Below are 18,283 nucleotides of genomic sequence, written 5' to 3' on the forward strand. Positions count from 1 at the left end.
AATCATCAGGGCTGGCACTTAGCGCTTCTGATTCTCGCCCTTTCCCTGTAGGAAGCGGCGCAGTTGATGGCTGGCTAAGGGTCGATGCCATCAACACTCACACAAGATATGCAAAGGGTAAGACAATGACCACCAAGGTATTCATCGATGGCGAAGCAGGCACGACGGGACTCCAGATCCGCGATCGCCTGATCCGCCGCGATGACATCACTTTGGTGCAGATCGACCCTGACCTGCGCAAAGACGCAGAGGCCCGGAAGGCCGCATTTGCGGAGGCGGATGTGGCGATCCTGTGTCTGCCGGATGCCGCGGCCAAAGAGGCGGTGGAACTGTCCAAGGATCTGGACGTGCGCATCATTGATGCCTCAACCGCGCACCGGGTGAACCCGGATTGGGCCTACGGGCTGCCGGAACTCTCCGCCGCGCAAGAGGCGCAGATCAAATCGGCGCGCTATGTCGCCAACTGCGGCTGCTATGCCACCGGCGCAATTGTGCTGCTGGCCCCGCTGGTGCGGACCGGGTTGATCCCGGCGGATGCGGCGATTTCGGTCAATGCGATTTCTGGCTACACCGGTGGTGGCAAAGGGCTGATTGCTGAATATGAAAGCGGTGAAGCCCCCGATGCCTTCCTCTATGCAACAGGGATGGCGCATAAACACCTGCCTGAGATGATGAAGTTCGCAGGTCTGACGGCCAAGCCGATCTTCGTACCTTCGGTGGGGAACTTTGCGCAGGGCATGGCCGTGTCGATCCCGCTGCATCTGTCGCAGCTGCCCGGCGATCTGACCATGGAGCAGGTGCATGCCGCCTTGGCTGAGGCCTATGCAGGATCGACACATGTGAAGGTCGCCGATCTTGCGGATCAGGACAGCCGGATTGATCCCACCGCGTTGAACGGCACCAATGATCTGATGGTGCATGTCCGTGGCGACGCCGAAGACGGCCGCATCGTGCTGGTGGCCGTGCTGGACAACCTTGGCAAAGGGGCCTCTGGCGCCGCGGTGCAAAACCTGGATCTGATGATCGGCGCCTGAGCAGACATTCCCATTAAATAGCAACGCCCCGGTGAACATCTCCGGGGCGTTATGCGTTCTAGCGATTGGTTCAGGCCGCGTTTTGGGATCTGGTCCGGGGGCGCAGGCGGCTCAGCCAGTCCGCAGGTGCAAACATCACCAGATTGCCGCAGAGCGCCAGCGCCAGTCCGGCGCTGTTCATCAACCCCCAGACGTACCCTTCAAACACGGTTGAGATTGCCAAAGCGACGATCGGGAACATCACGGTCGCATAGGCCGCCTTGGCCGATCCAACCCGCGCCACCATGACCAGATAGGTGGTAAAGCCCACCACCGAGCCGATCACCGCCAGATAGAGCATCGCACCGAGATAGACCGGATCGCGGGGCAGTATGATTGGCGTGCCGGTGGCAAAGATCAGCGTCAGCAGAAACAGCGCGCCATAGCACATGCCCCAGGCATTGGCCGTGAACGGCGTCAGCCCATTGGCTGAGTTTCGCCGCGACACCATGTTGCCGAAGGAAAACATCAGCGTGCCACAGCCGGCTAGGGCAATGCCGATCCAGGCATCCTCGGCCCCGGCGCCCGACAGATCGCCAGCAAATAGCAGCGCCAGGCCGCTGAGGCCCAATAGCCCGGCCAGCAGGGTTTTGCCGCTGACCCGATCGCCAAAAAAGATCCGCGCGTTGACCGCGTTAAAGATGGTTGCCAGCGAAAAGATCACTGAGATCACGCCCGAGGCCAGATAGCCCGCGGCGACGTAGAAACATAGGAAGTTCAGACTGAACAGGCAGAGCGCCTGTGCCAAAACCCATTTCTGCTGCCTCGCGGCGGGAACCTGTAGCCGGCCCAGCAGCGCCAGCCCCAGAACAAACACCACACCGGCCGTCGCAAAGCGGTAGAACACCGAAACCATCACTGGCACGTCACCCACCTGTAGGGCGATGGCAATCCAAGTGGTGCCCCAGATCAGCACGGTCGCGATGTAAAGGATGAGCGTCATGACGGTCTCCGGTGTCTTTTTCGCCGGGATAGACGGGGCAGGGTGCGCGTGGATTGCACAATCTTGCGGTAAAGGCGCGCGCTGGTCCGATTGGCCATTTCGCCGGGTCGCACACCGCCGCTATAAGGGGCCAAGCCAAGCTAATCCAAGCTGACCCTGCCAAACCGTGAGAGACCATGCCCCTTGATCACCCCTCTGTTGCTTCTTTCCTGACGGCGTCGCCGCAGGCGCAGCAGCGTGGGCATATCGATCTGGGCTTTGATCGGCAGGCGTCGCTTTGGCACAACAGCGATGATCGTGTCAGCTATGTCGCCCCCGAAGGCCATTGCCTGAGCTTTTATGCGCAGGGGGGCATGGGAACCCGCCGGATTGATGGCGCACCGGTCCATGGCTGGGCGGAGGCTGTGTGTATTCTGCCCCATGGGATGGACAGTGAATGGGAGATCACCGATCCCTTCGACTTTGTGCACCTCTACCTCAGCGATGCCGAGTTGCGCCGCGCCTTTGCTGAAACGTTTGACTGTGACGCCCGGCTGATGGAACTGACGGATGAAACCTATTTTGACGCGCCTTGGCTGGCGGGGCATTTCCTGACCATCCAGCAGGCCACCCAGAGCGGCAATCCCGTGCAGGCCGAAGAGGCGGTGAGCGAGCTGGTGCATGGCATCTTTGCCGAAGGCATCGGCGTCACCCGCCGCAAACGACAACTGGTGGGGGGATTGGCACCACATCTGATGCGGCGGATCCGGGATTTTGTGCGGGCAGATCTGTCGGCGAAAGTGACCCTGTCAGATCTGGCGCAGCTTTGTGATCTGAGTGAGTTTCATCTGCAGCGCAGCTTCCGCGCCTCCTTGGGGCTGTCCCCCCATGAGTGGATCCAGCGGCAACGGCTGGAAGAGGCCAAGCGGCTGATTGCTGCGGGGGAGCCTTTGGCCCAGATCGCCAGCAGTTGCGGGTTTTCCAGCCAGAGCCATCTGAGCCGCAGCTTCAAGGCACAGATGGGGCTGACACCGGGCGCCTATGGGCGCCTGATCTGAGCGGCGCCCGGCCGGTCAGGCCTCCACACTGTCCTTTTTGACCGGCGTGTCCCCGAACATCGCAGTGAACTGACGTTCCAGCGCCAGATCCAGATCCGCCATGGTCACTGGCAGGCCAAGATCGACCAGGCTGGTGACGCCAAATTCGGTGATGCCGCAGGGCACGATCCCGTCAAAATGGCTGAGGTCAGGCTCAACATTGATCGAAATCCCGTGGAAACTGACCCATTTGCGCAGGCGAATGCCGATGGCCGCGATCTTATCTTCAGCGGTCTGGCCGGTGATGGTTTTCGGTTTGTCCGGACGTTCCACCCAAACCCCAACCCGGCCGCAGCGGATTTCACCCTTCAGATTGAACTCATCCAGGGTGTTGATCACCCACTGTTCCAGCTGTTGAACAAACTTGCGCACGTCGTGGCCGCGCTTGCCCACGTTCAGCATCACATAGGCCACCCGCTGGCCGGGACCGTGATAGGTGTATTGCCCGCCGCGCTTGCTGGTGTGGACCGGAAAACGGTCAGGATCGGTCAGGTCATCGATCTTGGCCGAGGTCCCTGCGGTGTAAAGCGGCGGGTGTTCCACCAGCCAGATGCATTCCTCAACCTCGCCTGCTGCGATGGCGCTGGCGCGGGCCTCCATGAAATCGACCGCCTCTTGGTAGTCTGTCAGCCCTTCGGTGGTGATCCATTCGACCATGTAACGATTCCGCAGATTTGGTGCCCTCTTAAGGATGTATTCGCCACATTTTATTGCTGCGAAGCCTTAAGGATGCAGTAGAGTGATTCCATTATTCAAAGAGTTATATGGAGGAAGGCTGATGTTTTCCAAGCCGATTAAGACCGCATTGGCGGCAAGTTTTGTTCTGACCACAGGCAGTGCGCCGGTGCTGGCTGATAACCTGGGCGCGGCGATTGTCGGCGGGTTGATCGGCGGCGCGATCATGAACGAAGCCAACAAGAACAAGCGCAAGACCTACAGCAGCTCCGCCAATACTGCAGCGCGGGCACAGAACCGTGAAACCCAGACATCGCTGAATTACTTCGGCTTTCCCGCCGGCACCCCGGATGGGGTCATGGGCAAACGGTCGCGTCAGGCCGTGGCGCAGTATCAGGCTTTCATGGGGTTCCCCGCCACTGGCAAACTCACCCAGTATGAGCGTGATTTTCTGATCTCCTCCTACAGCCGTGCCCAAATCGGCGGTCCTCAGGTCATCAAGGCAATGCAAGGACCAAACGGTGTGCGCAGCCTGTTGCAGACCTGGCGCAACGAATCGCTGGGCGGCAGCACAACGATGGTCGGCATGTCCAACAGCTATGGCGGTCTGCCGGTTGAGGTGAGCCAGGCCATAGATGAGATCGCCGCTAGCTCTGACCCCAGCGCCGATCAGCTGATGCAGCGCACCGGCTTCATGCAGCTCGCCGATCTGAACGGCGATGGCAAAAACGACTACATTCTTGATACCGCTGTTTCTGGCAGCAACTTCTGGTGTGGCCCGTCAAACTGTACGGTGATGGTTTTTGCCTCCAGCCCACAGGGCTATCAGCGCAGCGATTTTCTGGCCCGTGGCGTGACCACCGCCAGCTTCCAGTGTCAGCAAACGGTCTGCCGTATGGTCGATGCGCCCAGCACGACAATGGCGGCGACGCAGGTGCAGCCCGCGCAGCCCGCCCAGCCCGTGGCGCAGCAGCCGGTGACCCAGATGGCGGCTGCCACGGCAACCCAGCCCGCAGCCCCCTTGGGTGGCATTCAGGCCTTTAACCTGGCCGGTGATGATACGCCTGAGGCCTCATTGGCCAGCCATTGCAGCAAGATCAGCCTGATGACCAATTCGAACGGTGGTTTTGTCACGCTGGCTAATCTGCGCGATCCGGATCTCGCGCTGGGCGAACAGTTCTGCCTGACCCGCACCTATGCGATCGGCAATGGCGAAAATCTGGTGGCCAAGGTGAAGGGCGCGACCGCTGCCCAGATCGATGCGCAATGTGATGCCTTTGGACCCGCTGCGGCACCCTATATCGCGATGCTGACGCAGAAACCGGCGATGGAGGTTGTTGGCGAAGTGCAGAAGTTCGTGCTGGGTTCGTCGATGTCGCTGGAACAGCTGCAAAACACGGCACAGATCTGCCTCTACTCAGGCTATCGCCGGGACACGCTGGATGTGGCGCTGGGCTCGGCCATGCTGATGGTCGGCACCGGTCAGGCCCCCTATGCGGAACTGATCGGCCACCACCTGTCGCAGGGGTTCGGGGTTGAGACTAACTCGGATCTGGCGCGGGGCTGGTATGAACTGGCTGTTGCTGCCTTGGAAGCGGGCGCAGAACCGGCCTTTGCACCTGCCCAGCCAGAGCGTGTTGCGTTGATCAAAGCCGCCTCCGAGGGTCTGGGTGGGGCGATTGCAATGCCCGCCAGTTCTGAAGGTGGGCTGCCAAGTTTCAGCCTGGAATAAGCGCCTAACGCGCTGACTTTTCTGAACATGTAGCGGCCCGGGGCATTGCCTCGGGCCGTGGTTATTTGGGTGGGCTTCAGGGGCGCTACAAAATCAGCAGAAAGCGTCAATTGCCTCTTCACATCCCTGCACAGCTGATTTATACGCGGCCCCACTACCTGATCACGTGCGGTCGTGGCGGAATTGGTAGACGCGCAGCGTTGAGGTCGCTGTTCCTTAACCGGAGTGGAAGTTCGAGTCTTCTCGACCGCACCAAATCATCCCAAACATGATTTGATTTGATGATGGCCTGCCGCGGTGCGACAGGTCCAAATTTGGCGTAATCTGCGTTAACCCAGCGTCTCGCGAAAGCGCATCAGAACGCGGTTTTCTTCGTCCATCAGCTGCAACAACGCACCGCTGCGCTCATAGCGCACAACCCCTTGCACACCGGACAGCAAGGCCCGCTCCAACGCTTCACGCTCAGGGGGGCAGGCCATCAGCGTGCCCGCCATTTGCGCGGGGAAGCGCACCTCAGTGCCATCCAGCGTCAGGCTGCCGTTGAACCGGTTGCAGCCGCCAAAGAGGGAAAAGCTGCCGTCGGGGTTCACCGCCAGAGTTGGCGGATCACTGTCAACGCTGCTGCGCCCGTCCAGTTCGAACAGCGACCAACTGATCCCAACGATCGTATCGGGCATCGCAGTGTTGGCCTGCACCAAAAGGATCTCAGCCGTTGTGTCATCGGCAGTTTGCAACACCGGAATATGGTCAACACTGCGGAACATCACGGCGCCATCTGCCACGATCTGCGCGCTGAGCGCGTAGCTGAACCGGGTATCGACCACGTCAGTGTCATAGCTGAGTGAGACGGTTTTGGGGGAACCCTGCATCGCATACACCTGCTGCGACAACCGGCGGGCGGGCGCATCCGCACGGGAGACATCCCTGAGCTCGACCACCAGTTGGGCGTTCGGCGGCAGCGCGATCCGTTCGCGGTAGGCTGCGGTGACCTCCAGGCTGGCATTTTCAGCCAAGGCAGGCAGCGCAATTGAGGTCAGGCTAAGGGCAAGGCTGGCCGTAAGGGCCTTGGGTGAAAACATGTGATGGCTCCTGATGAAACGGATGGACGTCAAATACCCGAGGACTTAGGGCCGCCTGACGGCAGAACAACCAACATCGGTCTTCCTCCGATCGCATTTGCCCACGTCCGCCGCGTCTAGAAATCCAGATCGTAGCGCAGCGACAGGCCATAGACCTCATAGGCCTCGGCACCGATCCCATCATAGAACCCCGACAGTTCCAGCCGCCCACCAGCCGCGCTCAGATGCGAAACCCCAAGTTCCAGCCGGCCACTGCCGCCTTCATAATCGGTGTTGCTCGGAACGGATCCGCCGCTGTCTGATTTGAAAGCATAAGATCCCTGCAGCCCGCCCTGCAGGCTCCAGCCCGTGCGGCCGTCACCCAGAGGGGTTTCAAAATCCAGCCCAAGGGCGATCTGCCCGTACTCCAATCGCTGTGCCGCAATCGGATTGCCCAGGCTATCGGTGTAGGCCTTTTGGTCATCGGTGGTGTACGTGGCTGACAGGCTGGGGAAATAAGTGACCTTGCCGCGCTGAACTTCCCCGGTGACAGCCGTGTGCAACAACCACCGTTCGGTGTCGAACTGGTCGGTGTAGGTGCCAAAGGGGGAGATGTCATTTTCGCTCTGTCCGTAAAGCACATAGGCCTCAAAGAACAACGGCTGCTCTGCCGCCCGCGCCGCCACATAGGGGCCAACCAGCCAGCCGCGCCCTTCGATCGACAGCGGGCCATTGCGTTGCTCGATCTTGTCGACCTGCAGCATCGCACCGACCGCAACCCGGTTGTTGACCCAAGTGTGCCCGCCAAACGCCCCGAACAGGTAATCGGCCTTGCGATTCCCGGCTGTGGAACGCGCGCCCTGCAGCTGGAACCACAGCGGCGCCCCGCTGCGCGAGTTCAGGGCGAAGTTCAGCTGTTCACTTTTGGACGACAGAATAAAGCCACCGGATGCACCGCCAAACACAATCGAACGCAGATCAGGCTGGTTGCCGATCAGAAGGTTCGCGCGGGTGTTGAGGAACGTCGCGATCTCACGCTCGGTCTCCGCGGCGGTTTGATCCGCGACCGTGGTGCTGGCCGAGGCCTCAATCAGCGCGCCTGTGCTGGCGCTATTTGCAATCCCCGCCGGGATGGAGATGCTGACGTCGCCGCCGGTTGGCGTGATGGTGATCGTGTAGCTTGCGCCGCTGCCACTCAGCCCCGCGACGGTGCCATTGCTGACATTGACATCGGCCGCCACAAATCCGGTGACCGGTTCGCTGAATGTCGCTGTGACATCGAAATTTCCGCTGCCGGACATAGTGCTTGGCGCACCGGACAGGACCACGGTTGGGGCTGCAGCGGCACTGCCGCTGACCAAGATATCAAATGACGCCTCATCCGGATCGTTGTTGGCCAGGCTAAGGGTGAAACCATAGGCGCCACCGGCCGTAGGCGCGAAGTCGACCACAAGGGGGGTGCTGCCCCCCGGCGCCAGCGTGGTGCTGGCGAGGGTCAGCACACTGACAGAGACATTGCTGCTGGCGGAGACGGCCGTGGCAACACTCGGCGTGGTCAATGTCAAAACATCCGTACCGCTATTGCTGATAGTATAGGTGATTTGGCTGGTCACCCCTTGGGCAGTGGCGGTGCTCACCGTGTCGGTTCCGCCGTCGGTCACAGCCCCGCTTTCTGACGAACTGACACTGATCTCCGGTGCGCCGGTGGCCGTGCCGGAGACGGTGATGTTGTAGGGGGTCTCATCGCCGTCGCCATTGACCATGGCCAGATCGAAGGAGAAGGCGCCGGCAACGGTCGGCGTATACTGGACGATGAATGTTGTGCTGCCACCCCCCGCGGCCACACTGCTGCTGCCGGGGGCAGAGATACTGCCGACCACGACATTGCTGGCGCTGGAACTGGTTGCGGTGCTGAGGCTCAGCGCATCGGTGCCGGAATTGGTGACCGTATAGGTCACCGTCACCGGGCTGCCCGCGGCACGGCTGCCCTGGGCATCCGTCCCGGCATCCGCCACTGCGCCGGACACCGAGGAACTGACGCTGATCTCCGGCGCGCCGGTGGCTGTGCCAGAGACGGTGATGTTGTAGGGATTCTCATCCGCGTCACCATTGACCATGGCGAGATGGAAGGAGAAAGCGCCGGCGACGGTGGGCGTATACTGCACGGTGAAGGTGGTGCTGCCACCGCCCGCAGCCACGCTGCTGCCAGGGGCAGAGATACTGCCGACCACGACATTGCTGGCGCTGGAACTGGTTGCGGTGCTGAGGCTCAGCGCATCGGTGCCGGAGTTTGTGACCGTAAAGGTCACGGTGACCGGGCTACCGGTCGCGCGGCTGCCCTGGGCATCCGTCCCACCATCCGCCACTGCGCCGGAGACCGAGGAACTGACGCTGATCTCCGGCGCGCCGGTGGCTGTGCCAGAGACGGTGATGTTGTAGGGATTCTCATCCGCGTCACCATTAACCATGGCGAGATCGAAGGAGAAGGTGCCAGCCACGGTGGGGGTATACTGCACGGTGAAGGTGGTGCTGCCGCCGCCCGCCGCCACACTGCTGCTGCCGGGGGCGGAGATCGTGCCAACGACCACATTGCTGGTCGCGGAACTGGTTGCGGTGCTGAGCGACAGCGCATCGGTGCCGGAGTTGGTGACGGTATAGGTCACCGTGACCGGGCTGCCCGCCGCACGGCTGCCTTGGGCATCCGTCCCGCCATCCGCCACAGTGAGCCTCCCCCAGTGAACTGGTCCGCCGCTATGTTTAGGAAACGGAGGACCACGCATGGCAAACAAGCGACCGAAGCCGGAAGAGATAGTTTCGAAGTTACGGCAAGTTGAGGTGTTGATGGGGCAAGGCATGTCCCGTCTGGATGCAATCAGACAGATCGGTGTTGTTGAACAAACCTATTACCGCTGGCGTAAGAAGTATGGCGGAATGGGTGTGGATCAATTGAAGGAGCTGAAGCGGCTTCAAAAGGAAAATGAACGGCTCAGAAGAGCTGTGTCTGATCTTACGTTGGACAAATTAATCCTGAAGGAAGCCGCAAAGGGAAATTACTAAGCCCCGCTCGCCGTCGTGCATGTATTGATCACATTCGAAGCCAGTTCAAAGTATCGCAACGCAGGGCCTGTCGGGTTCTCGGGCAGCATCGCTCCACACAAAGGCATATCCCGAAAGGCCGCGCCGATGAGGATCGTTTGGTTGCTGACATGATCGAATTGGCCAGACAGTTTGGCCGCTACGGCTATCGGCGGATCGCGGCTCTGCTCAGAGAGGCGGGTTGGTCCGTGAGCGATGGTCGTGTCGAACGGCTATGGCGACGAGAGGGGCTGAAGGTTCCAGCAAAACAACCGAAGAAGGGGCGGCTCTGGCTGAATGACGGATCATGTGTTCGGCTGAGGCCCGAGTATCGGAACCATGTCTGGAGCTATGACTTCGTGCATTGCCGGACAGATGATGGAAAAGTCTTCAGGACGCTGAACATCATTGATGAGCACAGCCGGGAATGTTTGGCGATTAAGGTGCAGCGCAAATTGAACTCGACAGATGTGATCAATGTTCTGACAGACCTGTTCATCCTGCGCGGCGCTCCGGCATTCATCCGGTCGGATAATGGCCCTGAGTTCGTTGCACAGGCTGTTCGGGACTGGATCACCGCCGTCGGCGCGAAGACCGCCTACATCGAGCCAGGGTCACCCTGGGAAAACGGATATTGCGAAAGCTTCAACGGGCGGATGCGGGATGAACTTCTCAACGGCGAGGTATTCTACAGCCTGCGCGAAGCGCAAATCCTGATCGAAGAGTGGAGGAAACACTACAACACAAGGCCCCACAGTGCATTGGGCTACAAACCACCAGCTCCTGAAACCATCATTCCGATGGATCAGAGGCCGATCATGCACTAACAATCAAAATGGACCACTCAGATGAGGCTGCTCAATCTCATAGGTCCCTTGTTGAAGGGCAGGGGTGGTTGGCCCCTGCCAAAGCAGCGAGAAAGCGCCGCCGTCGCGGGCGCCTGTCCCCAAAGTGGATGCTTCCAAGAGTTCAAGCGCACAGCTGCCTTCGGTCAGGGCAATATTGAAGTTTTGCCCAAGGTATGGCTGGAAGTCTTGCGACGTCATTTTTTGGATATCGGTCATCATAATTGCCTTAAGGTTGTATATACAGGCAGTCTACTAGACCGCGGGGCGCCAGTCTATCGTTATGCGGGAATGGTGTGTTTCTAGCTTGCCATGCAGTTGCATGAATTGCCAATCACTTTATCATGCAAAAGCATGTCAAAGTGGCTATTTAGCCGGTGCGCAATTCTAGGTGAGCGCTGGAATTGACGTAGGGTCGCTGCGTCGCTCGCCCCGCAGAGAGATTCGATGGCGATTTTTGCTAAGTAAATAAGGGTGTCTGCGTATTTGTTGCCTATTTGCCGCAATACTGACTAAAAGAGTGGGGTATACGAAGGAATACAGCCGTTAAATACATTAAAAGTTGTTCGCGCTCTTCTGCCATCGTTAACAAAGCCGCACGCAAGTAGCCATAGCGCGGCGAATGGACTGTCCGCTTAGCCCTCTGACGTATCCAAATAAGATCAGAACCGGAGCCGACCCATGAAGCCGACCGCATCGCACGCATTGCGTGTGGCATTGTTGTCCACCGTTGCGACCACCGCACTTGCCTCAATGGCACATGCACAAGAGATTTTTGACCCCAACGCCATCTACCTGGATACCATTTACCTGGGTGCGGATGATGCAGAGGTTTCGGCAGAAGACCTAGAACGGGACAATCCCGCAGACCTGGCAGATCTGTTCAAAGCGCAGCCTGCGCTGACAGTGGGTGGTTCGTTGCCCTCCACGCAGAAACTTTACGCCCGTGGTGTTGAAGAAAACAACATGGTGGTGACCATCGATGGGTCGCGCCAGAACAACAAGGTGTTCCACCACTCCGCCACCACGGTGATTGACCCTGACCTGCTGAAAGCTGTGCGTCTGGACCCCGGTGTTGCCCCTGCGGATGCGGGCCCCGGCGGTGTTGCCGGCTCAATTGCATATGAAACCAAAGATGCCCGCGATCTGCTGGAAGAAGGTGACACCTTCGGCGGGCGCGTTGGCCTTGACTTCAACTCCAACGGCAACACGCTCTCGGCGCATACCACGCTCTATGGTGCGCAGGGTGGCTTTGACTTCCTGGTCTATGGCAAGCGCGCCAAAGGTGATGAGTTTGTTGATGGCAACGGTGATGAGGTCTTCGCCTCGTCCACCAATTTCACCTCAGGCATTGCCAAGATTGGTTATGACACCGCCGAAGGCCGTTTCGAACTGTCCTATGAAAACGTGTTGGATTCCGCGCTGCGTCCGCACCGCGCCAACTTCGGCGACTCCTCGGATGGTGCGCGTCAGTATGACTATGACCGCAGCAACCTGGTGTTCAGCTACAAGGATCAGAATGTCAGCGGCTTCTGGAACCCGTCCTTCCTGATCGCCAAATCCGAGGTGGAGCTGGCCACCGGTGACAACTTCGCCGCCGCCTCGCCGACCTTGGCCTATACGGGCACCAACAGCTCGATCAACGGCAAGATCTCGAACGAAGCAGAAATCGGTCTGGGCACCGTGACCTTCGGTGTCGATTTCTTCAACGATAAGACCTACGCGGCCACCATGGCGCCCCTGCCTGTTGTTGGCCTGTCCTTTGTGGACACTGACGAGCGGCTGAAAAACACCGGCATTTTTGCGCAGGCCGGTCTGGACCTCTCGGACAGCACCCGCCTGTCTGTTGGCGGTCGCTATGACTGGCAAAAACTGGAGGGCACACGCCCCAATCTGCCGGCTCTGGGCTACAACGGTGAATCCGTTGAGATCGAAGAAGACAGCGGGTTCTCCGGCAACATCTCGATCGAGCATGACGTGAACGAAGCTGTCACAGTATCGGCGGGCTATGCCAAGACCTGGGCCGGCTTCAACCTGCCCGAAGCCTATGTGATGAGCCCCTTCTGGGCCTATGACAGCCCGATCCCCGCAGCGACCGGTGAATCCGCCTTTATCGGCGCGACCTCCGGCTTTGGCAGCTGGGACTTCAAGGCCAACGCCTTCATCACCAGCATTGATGACGCGCGTTTCCCGCTCTTTGGCACGGCGCCGTTTTTCCGCGACGGGTTCGACAACACCAAAAGCATGGAAGCCAAAGGCTTCGAGCTGGGCGCGACCTACAGCTGGGCCGACGGTTTTGTCAGCGTTGGCTTCTCCGATGTGCGCTCCACCGTCAATGGCGAGGACACCAGCTCCTATGCGGGCAACTACCTGACCATCCCGCTGGGCAAACAGCTGAACATCCAGGTGGCGCATCAGTTCAACGACACCACCAGCGTCGGCGCCGATCTGCAGCACGGTTTCGAAGTTGATATGTCCGATGTGCCCTATGATCCGGCCGATGTGCCCGCAGGCTACAACGACATCCCAAGCTACACCGTGGCGAACGCTTATGTCGAACACCGCCCCGCGCGCTTTGACGGCAAACTGGCCATCCGCGGTCAGGTCAACAACCTCTTTGACGCCCAATACTACGCCCGCGGCACCTACGGCCAGGAAGCCACCGACAATGGCTTCGAAGTGCAAGCCGAGCCCGGCCGTTCCTTCCTGTTCAGCGTCTCGATGGAATTCTAAGCTGAATTCTTCAACCGCTCAGGTTGGTTAAATCAAAGGAACGCGCTGCCAATCGGCGGCGCGTTTTGCGTTTTTGGTGGGCGAATGACAAGGGTAAAGATGCTTGAAGGCGCAACAGGTTAGCTGGCGTAAACTGCCAGCAATTTTTGTATGAGTTTTGGGGAGTGTGGTGGAGGCGAGTACCGGAATCGAACCGGTGTACACGGATTTGCAATCCAGAAAGAGGGGAAGCAAAAACAACGGTTTAGGGGTGCAAAACACCCTCTGACAAATAGTGAACAAAAAGCGAAAGTTTCAAAGCCAAATTCGCCGGTTCAAAACGAAAAAGGCCCCGTCACAGCGGCAACTGTGAACCGGGGCCAAATAGAAAAAGCCTGTCAGCTTTCGAAGTACATTAGCATGGGCCAGTGCCACATCGCAAACGGTCAGTCGGCTTTTTCGAGGTCTCTGTCTGGTGGGGTAATCCAATGAGCTGGCGTATCGCAAACGAATGCGCCGAGCGCCGCTTTGGCAGCGCCGCGCGCAAGCAGATCATCATGTTCCTAGCGGACAAGGCGAGCGACGACGGTTCGGGCATCTGGTGCTCCAAGGGGACGATTCAGCGCCACACGGAGCTCAGCGAAAGCACGGTGAAGCGCACCATCATCAACTTCCTGCGGGAAGGCATTCTGATCGAGACAGGTCGGCGGCAGTGCAGGAACGGCTATACGGTCATTTACCGCATCGGTCTGGAGCGTGTGACCGCGCTCGAGCCCACGGCTGAGCCCGACATCGACACGGGGGTCACTGTGAACCCCGTCCAGCCTGAACCCGGTACGGGGTCCACGGTGAACGGGGTACGGGGTTCACGGTGGACCCCAAACCATCCTAAAACCATCCATAAACCACCTACGCGCAGGCGCGAGGCGGCGGAGGAGGTTGAAGATCTTGAATCTGAGAAGATCTTGGCGGCCTATCCCGAAGACAGGATCCGAGACAAACGAACTACTCTGCGCTTGATCGCTGCAGCATTGAAAGCCGGTGTGGAGCCCGATGACCTTCTGCTGGCGGTCAAAGCCTATGCCAAGGAAAGCGAAGGCTACACACGCAGCAAGGTCTGCTTCTCAGACAACTGGTTCAAGATGCGCCGATGGGAGAAGGGACTGGCCCAGATACAAGCGGATCGTGAGAAAACGCGAGTGTCCGAAGCCAAAGGACGCGCCAGCCTCGCCGAGTGGATCCATGAGCGCCATCCCCTGTGCCGCCACATCACCAACCGGCAGATCGAAGATTTGATTGTGTCAAAACTGGTGACGCCCGAGCAGGTGCGCGCGGCGGGGCTGCAGGCATGACTTTCGAAGGAAGGCAACGCAATGGTTTCGTTCGAGCAGACGAGTTGTATGAGTGCGGTGAGGTAACGAGGCCATGTTTCGTACTGGTAACCTTAATTCTCTCGATGTTATGTAGAGATAACATAAACCTTGGTGCGAGCTGGGGTGTTGGATCGTCAGGTTAAGCGGCGAAAATTGACATTAATGTTTTCTCAGTGTAACAAGTTGGGGCTTAGTGTTTCTTGGAGATATCATTATGGCTGTTTCGATCAAAATGCCCAGAGCGGCGCGTAAGGAGCTCGTGACACTTGGGGAAAACATTCGCGTTGCACGACTGCGCCGCAAACTGACCGCTGAGATTGTTGCGCAGCGTGCTGGCACAACGCGGCAGACCATCGCCAAGATCGAAAGCGGTAACCCTGCAGTCAAGATCGGCACCTACGTTGCCGTATTGCAGGCGCTCGGCCTCTTGAAAGGCTGGGGGGATCTGGATGACCCGGTCGGTGAGCAGATGGCCTTGGATGACCTTCCGCAGCGTGCGAGACTAAAAAATGGTTGAGGTCTGGATCGACTGGAAGGGGCTGAAACGGGTTGGTATGCTCCACCGTACAGCTGGGCGGGGCCGAGAGCGGGTCTCCTTTACCTATCATGACGATTGGCTTGCCGACGAAAATGCCTTCGGGCTTTCGCCGGACATGCCACTCGTCAGAGGGCAATTCGTGCCGGAAGCGGGGCAGGATATGCTTGCGCCACTCGGGGATTCTGCCCCGGACACCTGGGGCAGAACGGTGATGCGGCGCTATGAGGGGCGCATGGCAGAGGCCGAAGGGCGACGTCCGAGAGTGCTGCAAGAAACCGACTACCTGCTTGGGGTGAATGATGAGACCCGTTTGGGTGCGCTGCGTTTCAAGGTTGAAGGAGTGTTTCAAGCCCGCGAGGGCATTGGCGTGCCTGCGCTGGTGAGCCTCGGAGATTTGCTTCATGCGTCTCAGCGCGTTCTGCGCGGGGAGGAGACCGCAGAGGACCTCAAAATGCTGTTTGCTCCGGGAAGCTCGCTAGGTGGCGCACGGCCGAAGGCCAGCATCCTTGACCAGCACGGCCGTCTTTCTGTCGCCAAGTTCCCGAAAGAGACGGACACTTATTGCGTAGAACGCTGGGAAGCCATCGCACTGGAGCTCGCAAGGCGCGCCGGAATCACGGTTTCTGATCACACGCTTGAGATGGCTGGCGACAAGCCTGTTTTCCTGTCCCATCGGTTTGACCGGAACGAGGACGGCAGGATCCCGTTTATCTCAGCTATGGCGATGCTGGGCGGCAAGGATGGCGAAAGCTACAGCTATTTGGACCTGGCCGATATCATCACCTCAGAAAGCGTCACTCCCGATCAAGACCGCGAAGAGCTCTACCGGCGGGTTGCCTTTTCCATTCTCGTGACGAACCTCGATGACCATATGCGCAATCACGGGTTTCTGCGTGGGCGTGGCGGATGGCACCTCTCACCAGCCTACGACATCAACCCTGTGCCGAACCAACCGCGTGTGCTCAAAAGCTACGTTGATGACGACAACCCGGACGCCAGTATCGCCCTGCACCGCGCGCAACATGAATCCTATCTTCTCGAACGCGGCGAGGCAGATCGCATCATTGCAGAGGTAGCCGACGCGACGATGGCTTGGCGTGACGTTGCCCGTGCCTTGGGTGCTCCGGAGAGGGAAATCAAGGAGATGGCGACAGCCTTCGAGCACGAGGAAGCGGATTTGGCGCGATCGTGAACTGGAGCATCTGCTGCAGTGGCTTGAGCGAAAGCCATTTAGCTGCCGAGATTTTTTTGAGGTCCTTCGCCATTGCGACGCGAGATGACGAGGCAGGCAGATTTTGGGATGCCAAGTTCGGCCCCTCGACGCCGTGTTTCTGATCGCTGAACATAAGCGGGCAGCCGTGTCAGACGCGGAGCAAGCCCCGCTTCAACAAGAAAATTCCCCTGCTCCAGCGCATTCCTCGCGAAGCAAGTTTCTCGCTGACAGCCCCTTGGTGCCAGCTTTGATCATGTTCATCGAAACACTCAAAGTGAGGATCAAAAAATGGCTACTCAAACTCTGAAACTGAATGTCAAATCAGGCGAAAAAGACGGCAAGAACTTCTGGGACCGCTGCGGTGTCCTCTTCGTCAACACGGACGACAGCGGCAACATCACATCGATCAACGTCAAACACAGCATGTTCCCCGACGTCGAAATGGTCGCCTTCCCGCGCCGTGATGAAGATCCGGTCACCGAATAAATAGACACATGTTTGGGCAACACCTTAGTTGCCCAAACTGCTGTTACAAAAATTGTGATCACAAGCTGTTTTGCAGCGCAATTCCAAACCACTGCAAGGACCTAGTTCTGCGCGTCTTCACGGACATATGGTCTCGACGAGGTCTATGTTGGCTGGCCCATCGCAATTTTTTGGATGCCGTTAGACTTACGAAAAATTAAGCTTTGATTGCGAAACTAACCTCATGGAAACAGTTGCTCTTGAACGGTTCGGGAGACCCAGCGTCACCAAGCGGACAGGTGAAACGCTCTACAAGTGGGGCAACCTTCTTGCGGTGATCGTGTTTGATTCCGGGGAAGTCGGTCAGTTCTCAACGTCTCTTGCGATTTCGAGGAGTGAAATCGAGGGACTTGTCGAGGAATACTCGCCGTCCAAATCTTAGGAACGTCAACGTAGGTCCACTGAGTCACTCGTCCCCGGGTCCAATTCGTTTCGCGATTGCCCGGATGAATACCTCTCTTGGATTTGCATGTTCCCTTCCCTTGCCTTCAAGCATTTCCGCGATGTCATCAACAAGATCCCTCTCATCGGAAGGTGGCAAGACCAAGGGTTGGTCCCCCCGCAAGAACTGCCCTGATGCGAGACGCTTTAGATCATCGATTTCCAAGGGCTCGAATTCCTTGGCCAAGTAAGCCAGCTTTTCGGCCATCGGTATGTCGGCTGCAACATCCAGGTAGCCGCTTGGCAAACCTAGGCTATGGGCAATGTCATCCATGTCATAACTCAAGACCTGCATCCCCTCGATGCTAAGGGCCCTCGCCGGACAACAGTCGTAAGGGAACCGCGCATGGCAATCCAGGAGCAACGTTCCGATCTTTGCGAGATGTTCTGCGCAGGCGGACACCACGTCTTTTCCGACGAGTTCGCGGGGTACTGGTACCGAGTTCCCGGCGAAACGGTGGGCCCACCCGTACGAGGTAGAACCGCCAACAACCGAAACGGGACCCTCCTTTTGCGAGATGTTCCTGAGTTCGAGAAAAAATCCCATCGCCGCATCCGACCTCATCGTCGTCTGTTGTCCTTCGTACCACTCGGGGAAACCCCGAACGCGCTTCATGCTCTTCTGCAGCACGAAGGTGACGCTACGACCTGCGCTCAAGAATGCGTTGAGATGGAATTGAAACTCCGAACCGTCCTTGGTCGAAAGCTGTGCGAGGAAATACTCGGCCTCCTGAAGCCTTAAGAGCGGGTACCTAAGGGAAGTGAATTCGTGGGGCATACCTAGCGCTCCTTTCACAATTGCTGGACGGCTATTGTGTTGTGATTGGATTACCGGCAACCAGCGGAAATTGATCGATATCATATCGATGGCCGCGACCACCTATTACGCTCCGGGACAATCCATGTAAGTGGTTTACAATTCGAACCTCTAAGCCCTAGGGTTGCAAGAAAGAATTTTTAGCTCTCGCGACCCCGAACAAGAAACGAGGCGCGCTTTTCGCAAA

Annotated in this window: 15 protein-coding genes and 1 tRNA gene; 10 read left to right on the top strand and 6 right to left on the bottom strand. The window is 58.5% G+C overall.

The features are described 5' to 3' along the window. Positions 1 to 125 precede the first annotated feature (125 nt). Positions 126 to 1,034, top strand: a complete 909-nt coding sequence (gene argC / locus ACORLH_RS06535; RefSeq protein ID WP_321831825.1) for an N-acetyl-gamma-glutamyl-phosphate reductase — start codon at positions 126 to 128, stop codon at positions 1,032 to 1,034. Between the two features lie 70 nt (positions 1,035 to 1,104). On the opposite strand, the gene ACORLH_RS06540 is transcribed toward argC, so the two are convergent. Then, positions 1,105 to 2,016 carry a DMT family transporter gene (locus ACORLH_RS06540; RefSeq protein WP_321831826.1) on the bottom strand — a complete coding sequence of 304 codons (912 nt, stop codon included), beginning with the start codon at positions 2,014 to 2,016 and terminating at the stop codon, positions 1,105 to 1,107. Positions 2,017 to 2,192: 176 nt separating this feature from the next. Here ACORLH_RS06540 and ACORLH_RS06545 point away from each other — a divergent pair, with 176 nt between their 5' ends. Further along, a complete protein-coding gene (locus tag ACORLH_RS06545) occupies positions 2,193 to 3,053 on the top strand; it encodes an AraC family transcriptional regulator (protein ID WP_321831827.1) in 861 nt (286 codons plus the stop codon). Between the two features lie 15 nt (positions 3,054 to 3,068). Here ACORLH_RS06545 and lipB read toward each other — a convergent pair whose 3' ends face one another. Continuing rightward, positions 3,069 to 3,749 (bottom strand): lipoyl(octanoyl) transferase LipB, encoded by a 681-nt coding sequence (gene lipB / locus ACORLH_RS06550; RefSeq protein WP_321831828.1) that lies wholly within the window; start codon positions 3,747 to 3,749, stop codon positions 3,069 to 3,071. Between the two features lie 121 nt (positions 3,750 to 3,870). Between lipB and ACORLH_RS06555 the strand changes: the two genes are divergently transcribed. Continuing rightward, positions 3,871 to 5,499: a peptidoglycan-binding domain-containing protein gene (locus ACORLH_RS06555; RefSeq protein ID WP_321831829.1), complete on the top strand. Its 1,629-nt coding sequence runs from the start codon at positions 3,871 to 3,873 to the stop codon at positions 5,497 to 5,499. A 168-nt stretch (positions 5,500 to 5,667) separates the two neighbouring features. Then, positions 5,668 to 5,754: transfer RNA gene (locus ACORLH_RS06560), tRNA-Leu, on the top strand. 74 nt (positions 5,755 to 5,828) lie between these two features. On the opposite strand, the gene ACORLH_RS06565 is transcribed toward ACORLH_RS06560, so the two are convergent. Beyond that, on the bottom strand, positions 5,829 to 6,578 hold the full coding sequence (locus ACORLH_RS06565) for a YbaY family lipoprotein (protein ID WP_321831831.1): 750 nt from the start codon (positions 6,576 to 6,578) through the stop codon (positions 5,829 to 5,831). A 116-nt stretch (positions 6,579 to 6,694) separates the two neighbouring features. Further along, positions 6,695 to 9,277 carry a choice-of-anchor D domain-containing protein gene (locus tag ACORLH_RS06570; protein WP_321831832.1) on the bottom strand — a complete coding sequence of 861 codons (2,583 nt, stop codon included), beginning with the start codon at positions 9,275 to 9,277 and terminating at the stop codon, positions 6,695 to 6,697. A gap of 58 nt (positions 9,278 to 9,335) precedes the next feature. Here ACORLH_RS06570 and ACORLH_RS06575 point away from each other — a divergent pair. Further along, a protein-coding gene (locus ACORLH_RS06575; protein ID WP_321831834.1) for an IS3 family transposase occupies positions 9,336 to 10,459 on the top strand; the annotation gives its coding sequence in 2 pieces (ribosomal slippage) (positions 9,336 to 9,600 and positions 9,600 to 10,459; 1,125 coding nt in all). A gap of 3 nt (positions 10,460 to 10,462) precedes the next feature. Here the strand turns inward: ACORLH_RS06575 and ACORLH_RS06580 are convergent. Then, positions 10,463 to 10,699, bottom strand: coding sequence for a DUF6916 family protein (locus ACORLH_RS06580; protein WP_321831835.1), 237 nt, complete (start codon positions 10,697 to 10,699; stop codon positions 10,463 to 10,465). A 459-nt stretch (positions 10,700 to 11,158) separates the two neighbouring features. Between ACORLH_RS06580 and ACORLH_RS06585 the strand changes: the two genes are divergently transcribed. From ACORLH_RS06585 to ACORLH_RS06605, 5 genes are all read left to right on the top strand, one after another. Then, positions 11,159 to 13,210 (top strand): TonB-dependent receptor domain-containing protein, encoded by a 2,052-nt coding sequence (locus tag ACORLH_RS06585; protein WP_321831836.1) that lies wholly within the window; start codon positions 11,159 to 11,161, stop codon positions 13,208 to 13,210. A 467-nt stretch (positions 13,211 to 13,677) separates the two neighbouring features. Continuing rightward, positions 13,678 to 14,541, top strand: coding sequence for a hypothetical protein (locus tag ACORLH_RS06590; RefSeq protein ID WP_321831837.1), 864 nt, complete (start codon positions 13,678 to 13,680; stop codon positions 14,539 to 14,541). Between the two features lie 235 nt (positions 14,542 to 14,776). Then, complete coding sequence (locus ACORLH_RS06595; RefSeq protein ID WP_321831838.1) at positions 14,777 to 15,079, top strand: helix-turn-helix transcriptional regulator; 303 nt, start codon at positions 14,777 to 14,779, stop codon at positions 15,077 to 15,079. Continuing rightward, positions 15,072 to 16,292 (top strand): type II toxin-antitoxin system HipA family toxin, encoded by a 1,221-nt coding sequence (locus ACORLH_RS06600; protein ID WP_321831840.1) that lies wholly within the window; start codon positions 15,072 to 15,074, stop codon positions 16,290 to 16,292. The genes ACORLH_RS06595 and ACORLH_RS06600 overlap by 8 nt, the downstream gene beginning before the upstream one ends. Positions 16,293 to 16,601: 309 nt before the next feature. Further along, positions 16,602 to 16,799, top strand: a complete 198-nt coding sequence (locus ACORLH_RS06605) for a hypothetical protein (RefSeq protein WP_035262952.1) — start codon at positions 16,602 to 16,604, stop codon at positions 16,797 to 16,799. Positions 16,800 to 17,244: 445 nt separating this feature from the next. Here ACORLH_RS06605 and ACORLH_RS06610 read toward each other — a convergent pair whose 3' ends face one another. Then, positions 17,245 to 18,057, bottom strand: a complete 813-nt coding sequence (locus ACORLH_RS06610) for a hypothetical protein (protein WP_321831843.1) — start codon at positions 18,055 to 18,057, stop codon at positions 17,245 to 17,247. Positions 18,058 to 18,283: the final 226 nt, after the last annotated feature.

Origin of the sequence: Thalassovita sp., from assembly GCF_963691685.1 — a bacterium.
In the GTDB taxonomy this organism is placed as follows: Bacteria; Pseudomonadota; Alphaproteobacteria; order Rhodobacterales; family Rhodobacteraceae; genus Thalassobius.

Coding starts and splice junctions, on each gene's coding strand:
- ACORLH_RS06580 (WP_321831835.1), bottom strand. CDS start 10,699: ATGATGACCGATATCCAAAAAATGACGTCGCAAGACTTCCAGCCATAC.
- ACORLH_RS06555 (WP_321831829.1), top strand. CDS start 3,871: ATGTTTTCCAAGCCGATTAAGACCGCATTGGCGGCAAGTTTTGTTCTG.
- ACORLH_RS06600 (WP_321831840.1), top strand. CDS start 15,072: ATGGTTGAGGTCTGGATCGACTGGAAGGGGCTGAAACGGGTTGGTATG.
- ACORLH_RS06605 (WP_035262952.1), top strand. CDS start 16,602: ATGGCTACTCAAACTCTGAAACTGAATGTCAAATCAGGCGAAAAAGAC.
- lipB (WP_321831828.1), bottom strand. CDS start 3,749: ATGGTCGAATGGATCACCACCGAAGGGCTGACAGACTACCAAGAGGCG.
- ACORLH_RS06540 (WP_321831826.1), bottom strand. CDS start 2,016: ATGACGCTCATCCTTTACATCGCGACCGTGCTGATCTGGGGCACCACT.
- ACORLH_RS06595 (WP_321831838.1), top strand. CDS start 14,777: ATGGCTGTTTCGATCAAAATGCCCAGAGCGGCGCGTAAGGAGCTCGTG.
- ACORLH_RS06565 (WP_321831831.1), bottom strand. CDS start 6,578: ATGTTTTCACCCAAGGCCCTTACGGCCAGCCTTGCCCTTAGCCTGACC.
- ACORLH_RS06590 (WP_321831837.1), top strand. CDS start 13,678: ATGAGCTGGCGTATCGCAAACGAATGCGCCGAGCGCCGCTTTGGCAGC.
- ACORLH_RS06585 (WP_321831836.1), top strand. CDS start 11,159: ATGAAGCCGACCGCATCGCACGCATTGCGTGTGGCATTGTTGTCCACC.
- ACORLH_RS06545 (WP_321831827.1), top strand. CDS start 2,193: ATGCCCCTTGATCACCCCTCTGTTGCTTCTTTCCTGACGGCGTCGCCG.
- ACORLH_RS06610 (WP_321831843.1), bottom strand. CDS start 18,057: ATGCCCCACGAATTCACTTCCCTTAGGTACCCGCTCTTAAGGCTTCAG.
- argC (WP_321831825.1), top strand. CDS start 126: ATGACCACCAAGGTATTCATCGATGGCGAAGCAGGCACGACGGGACTC.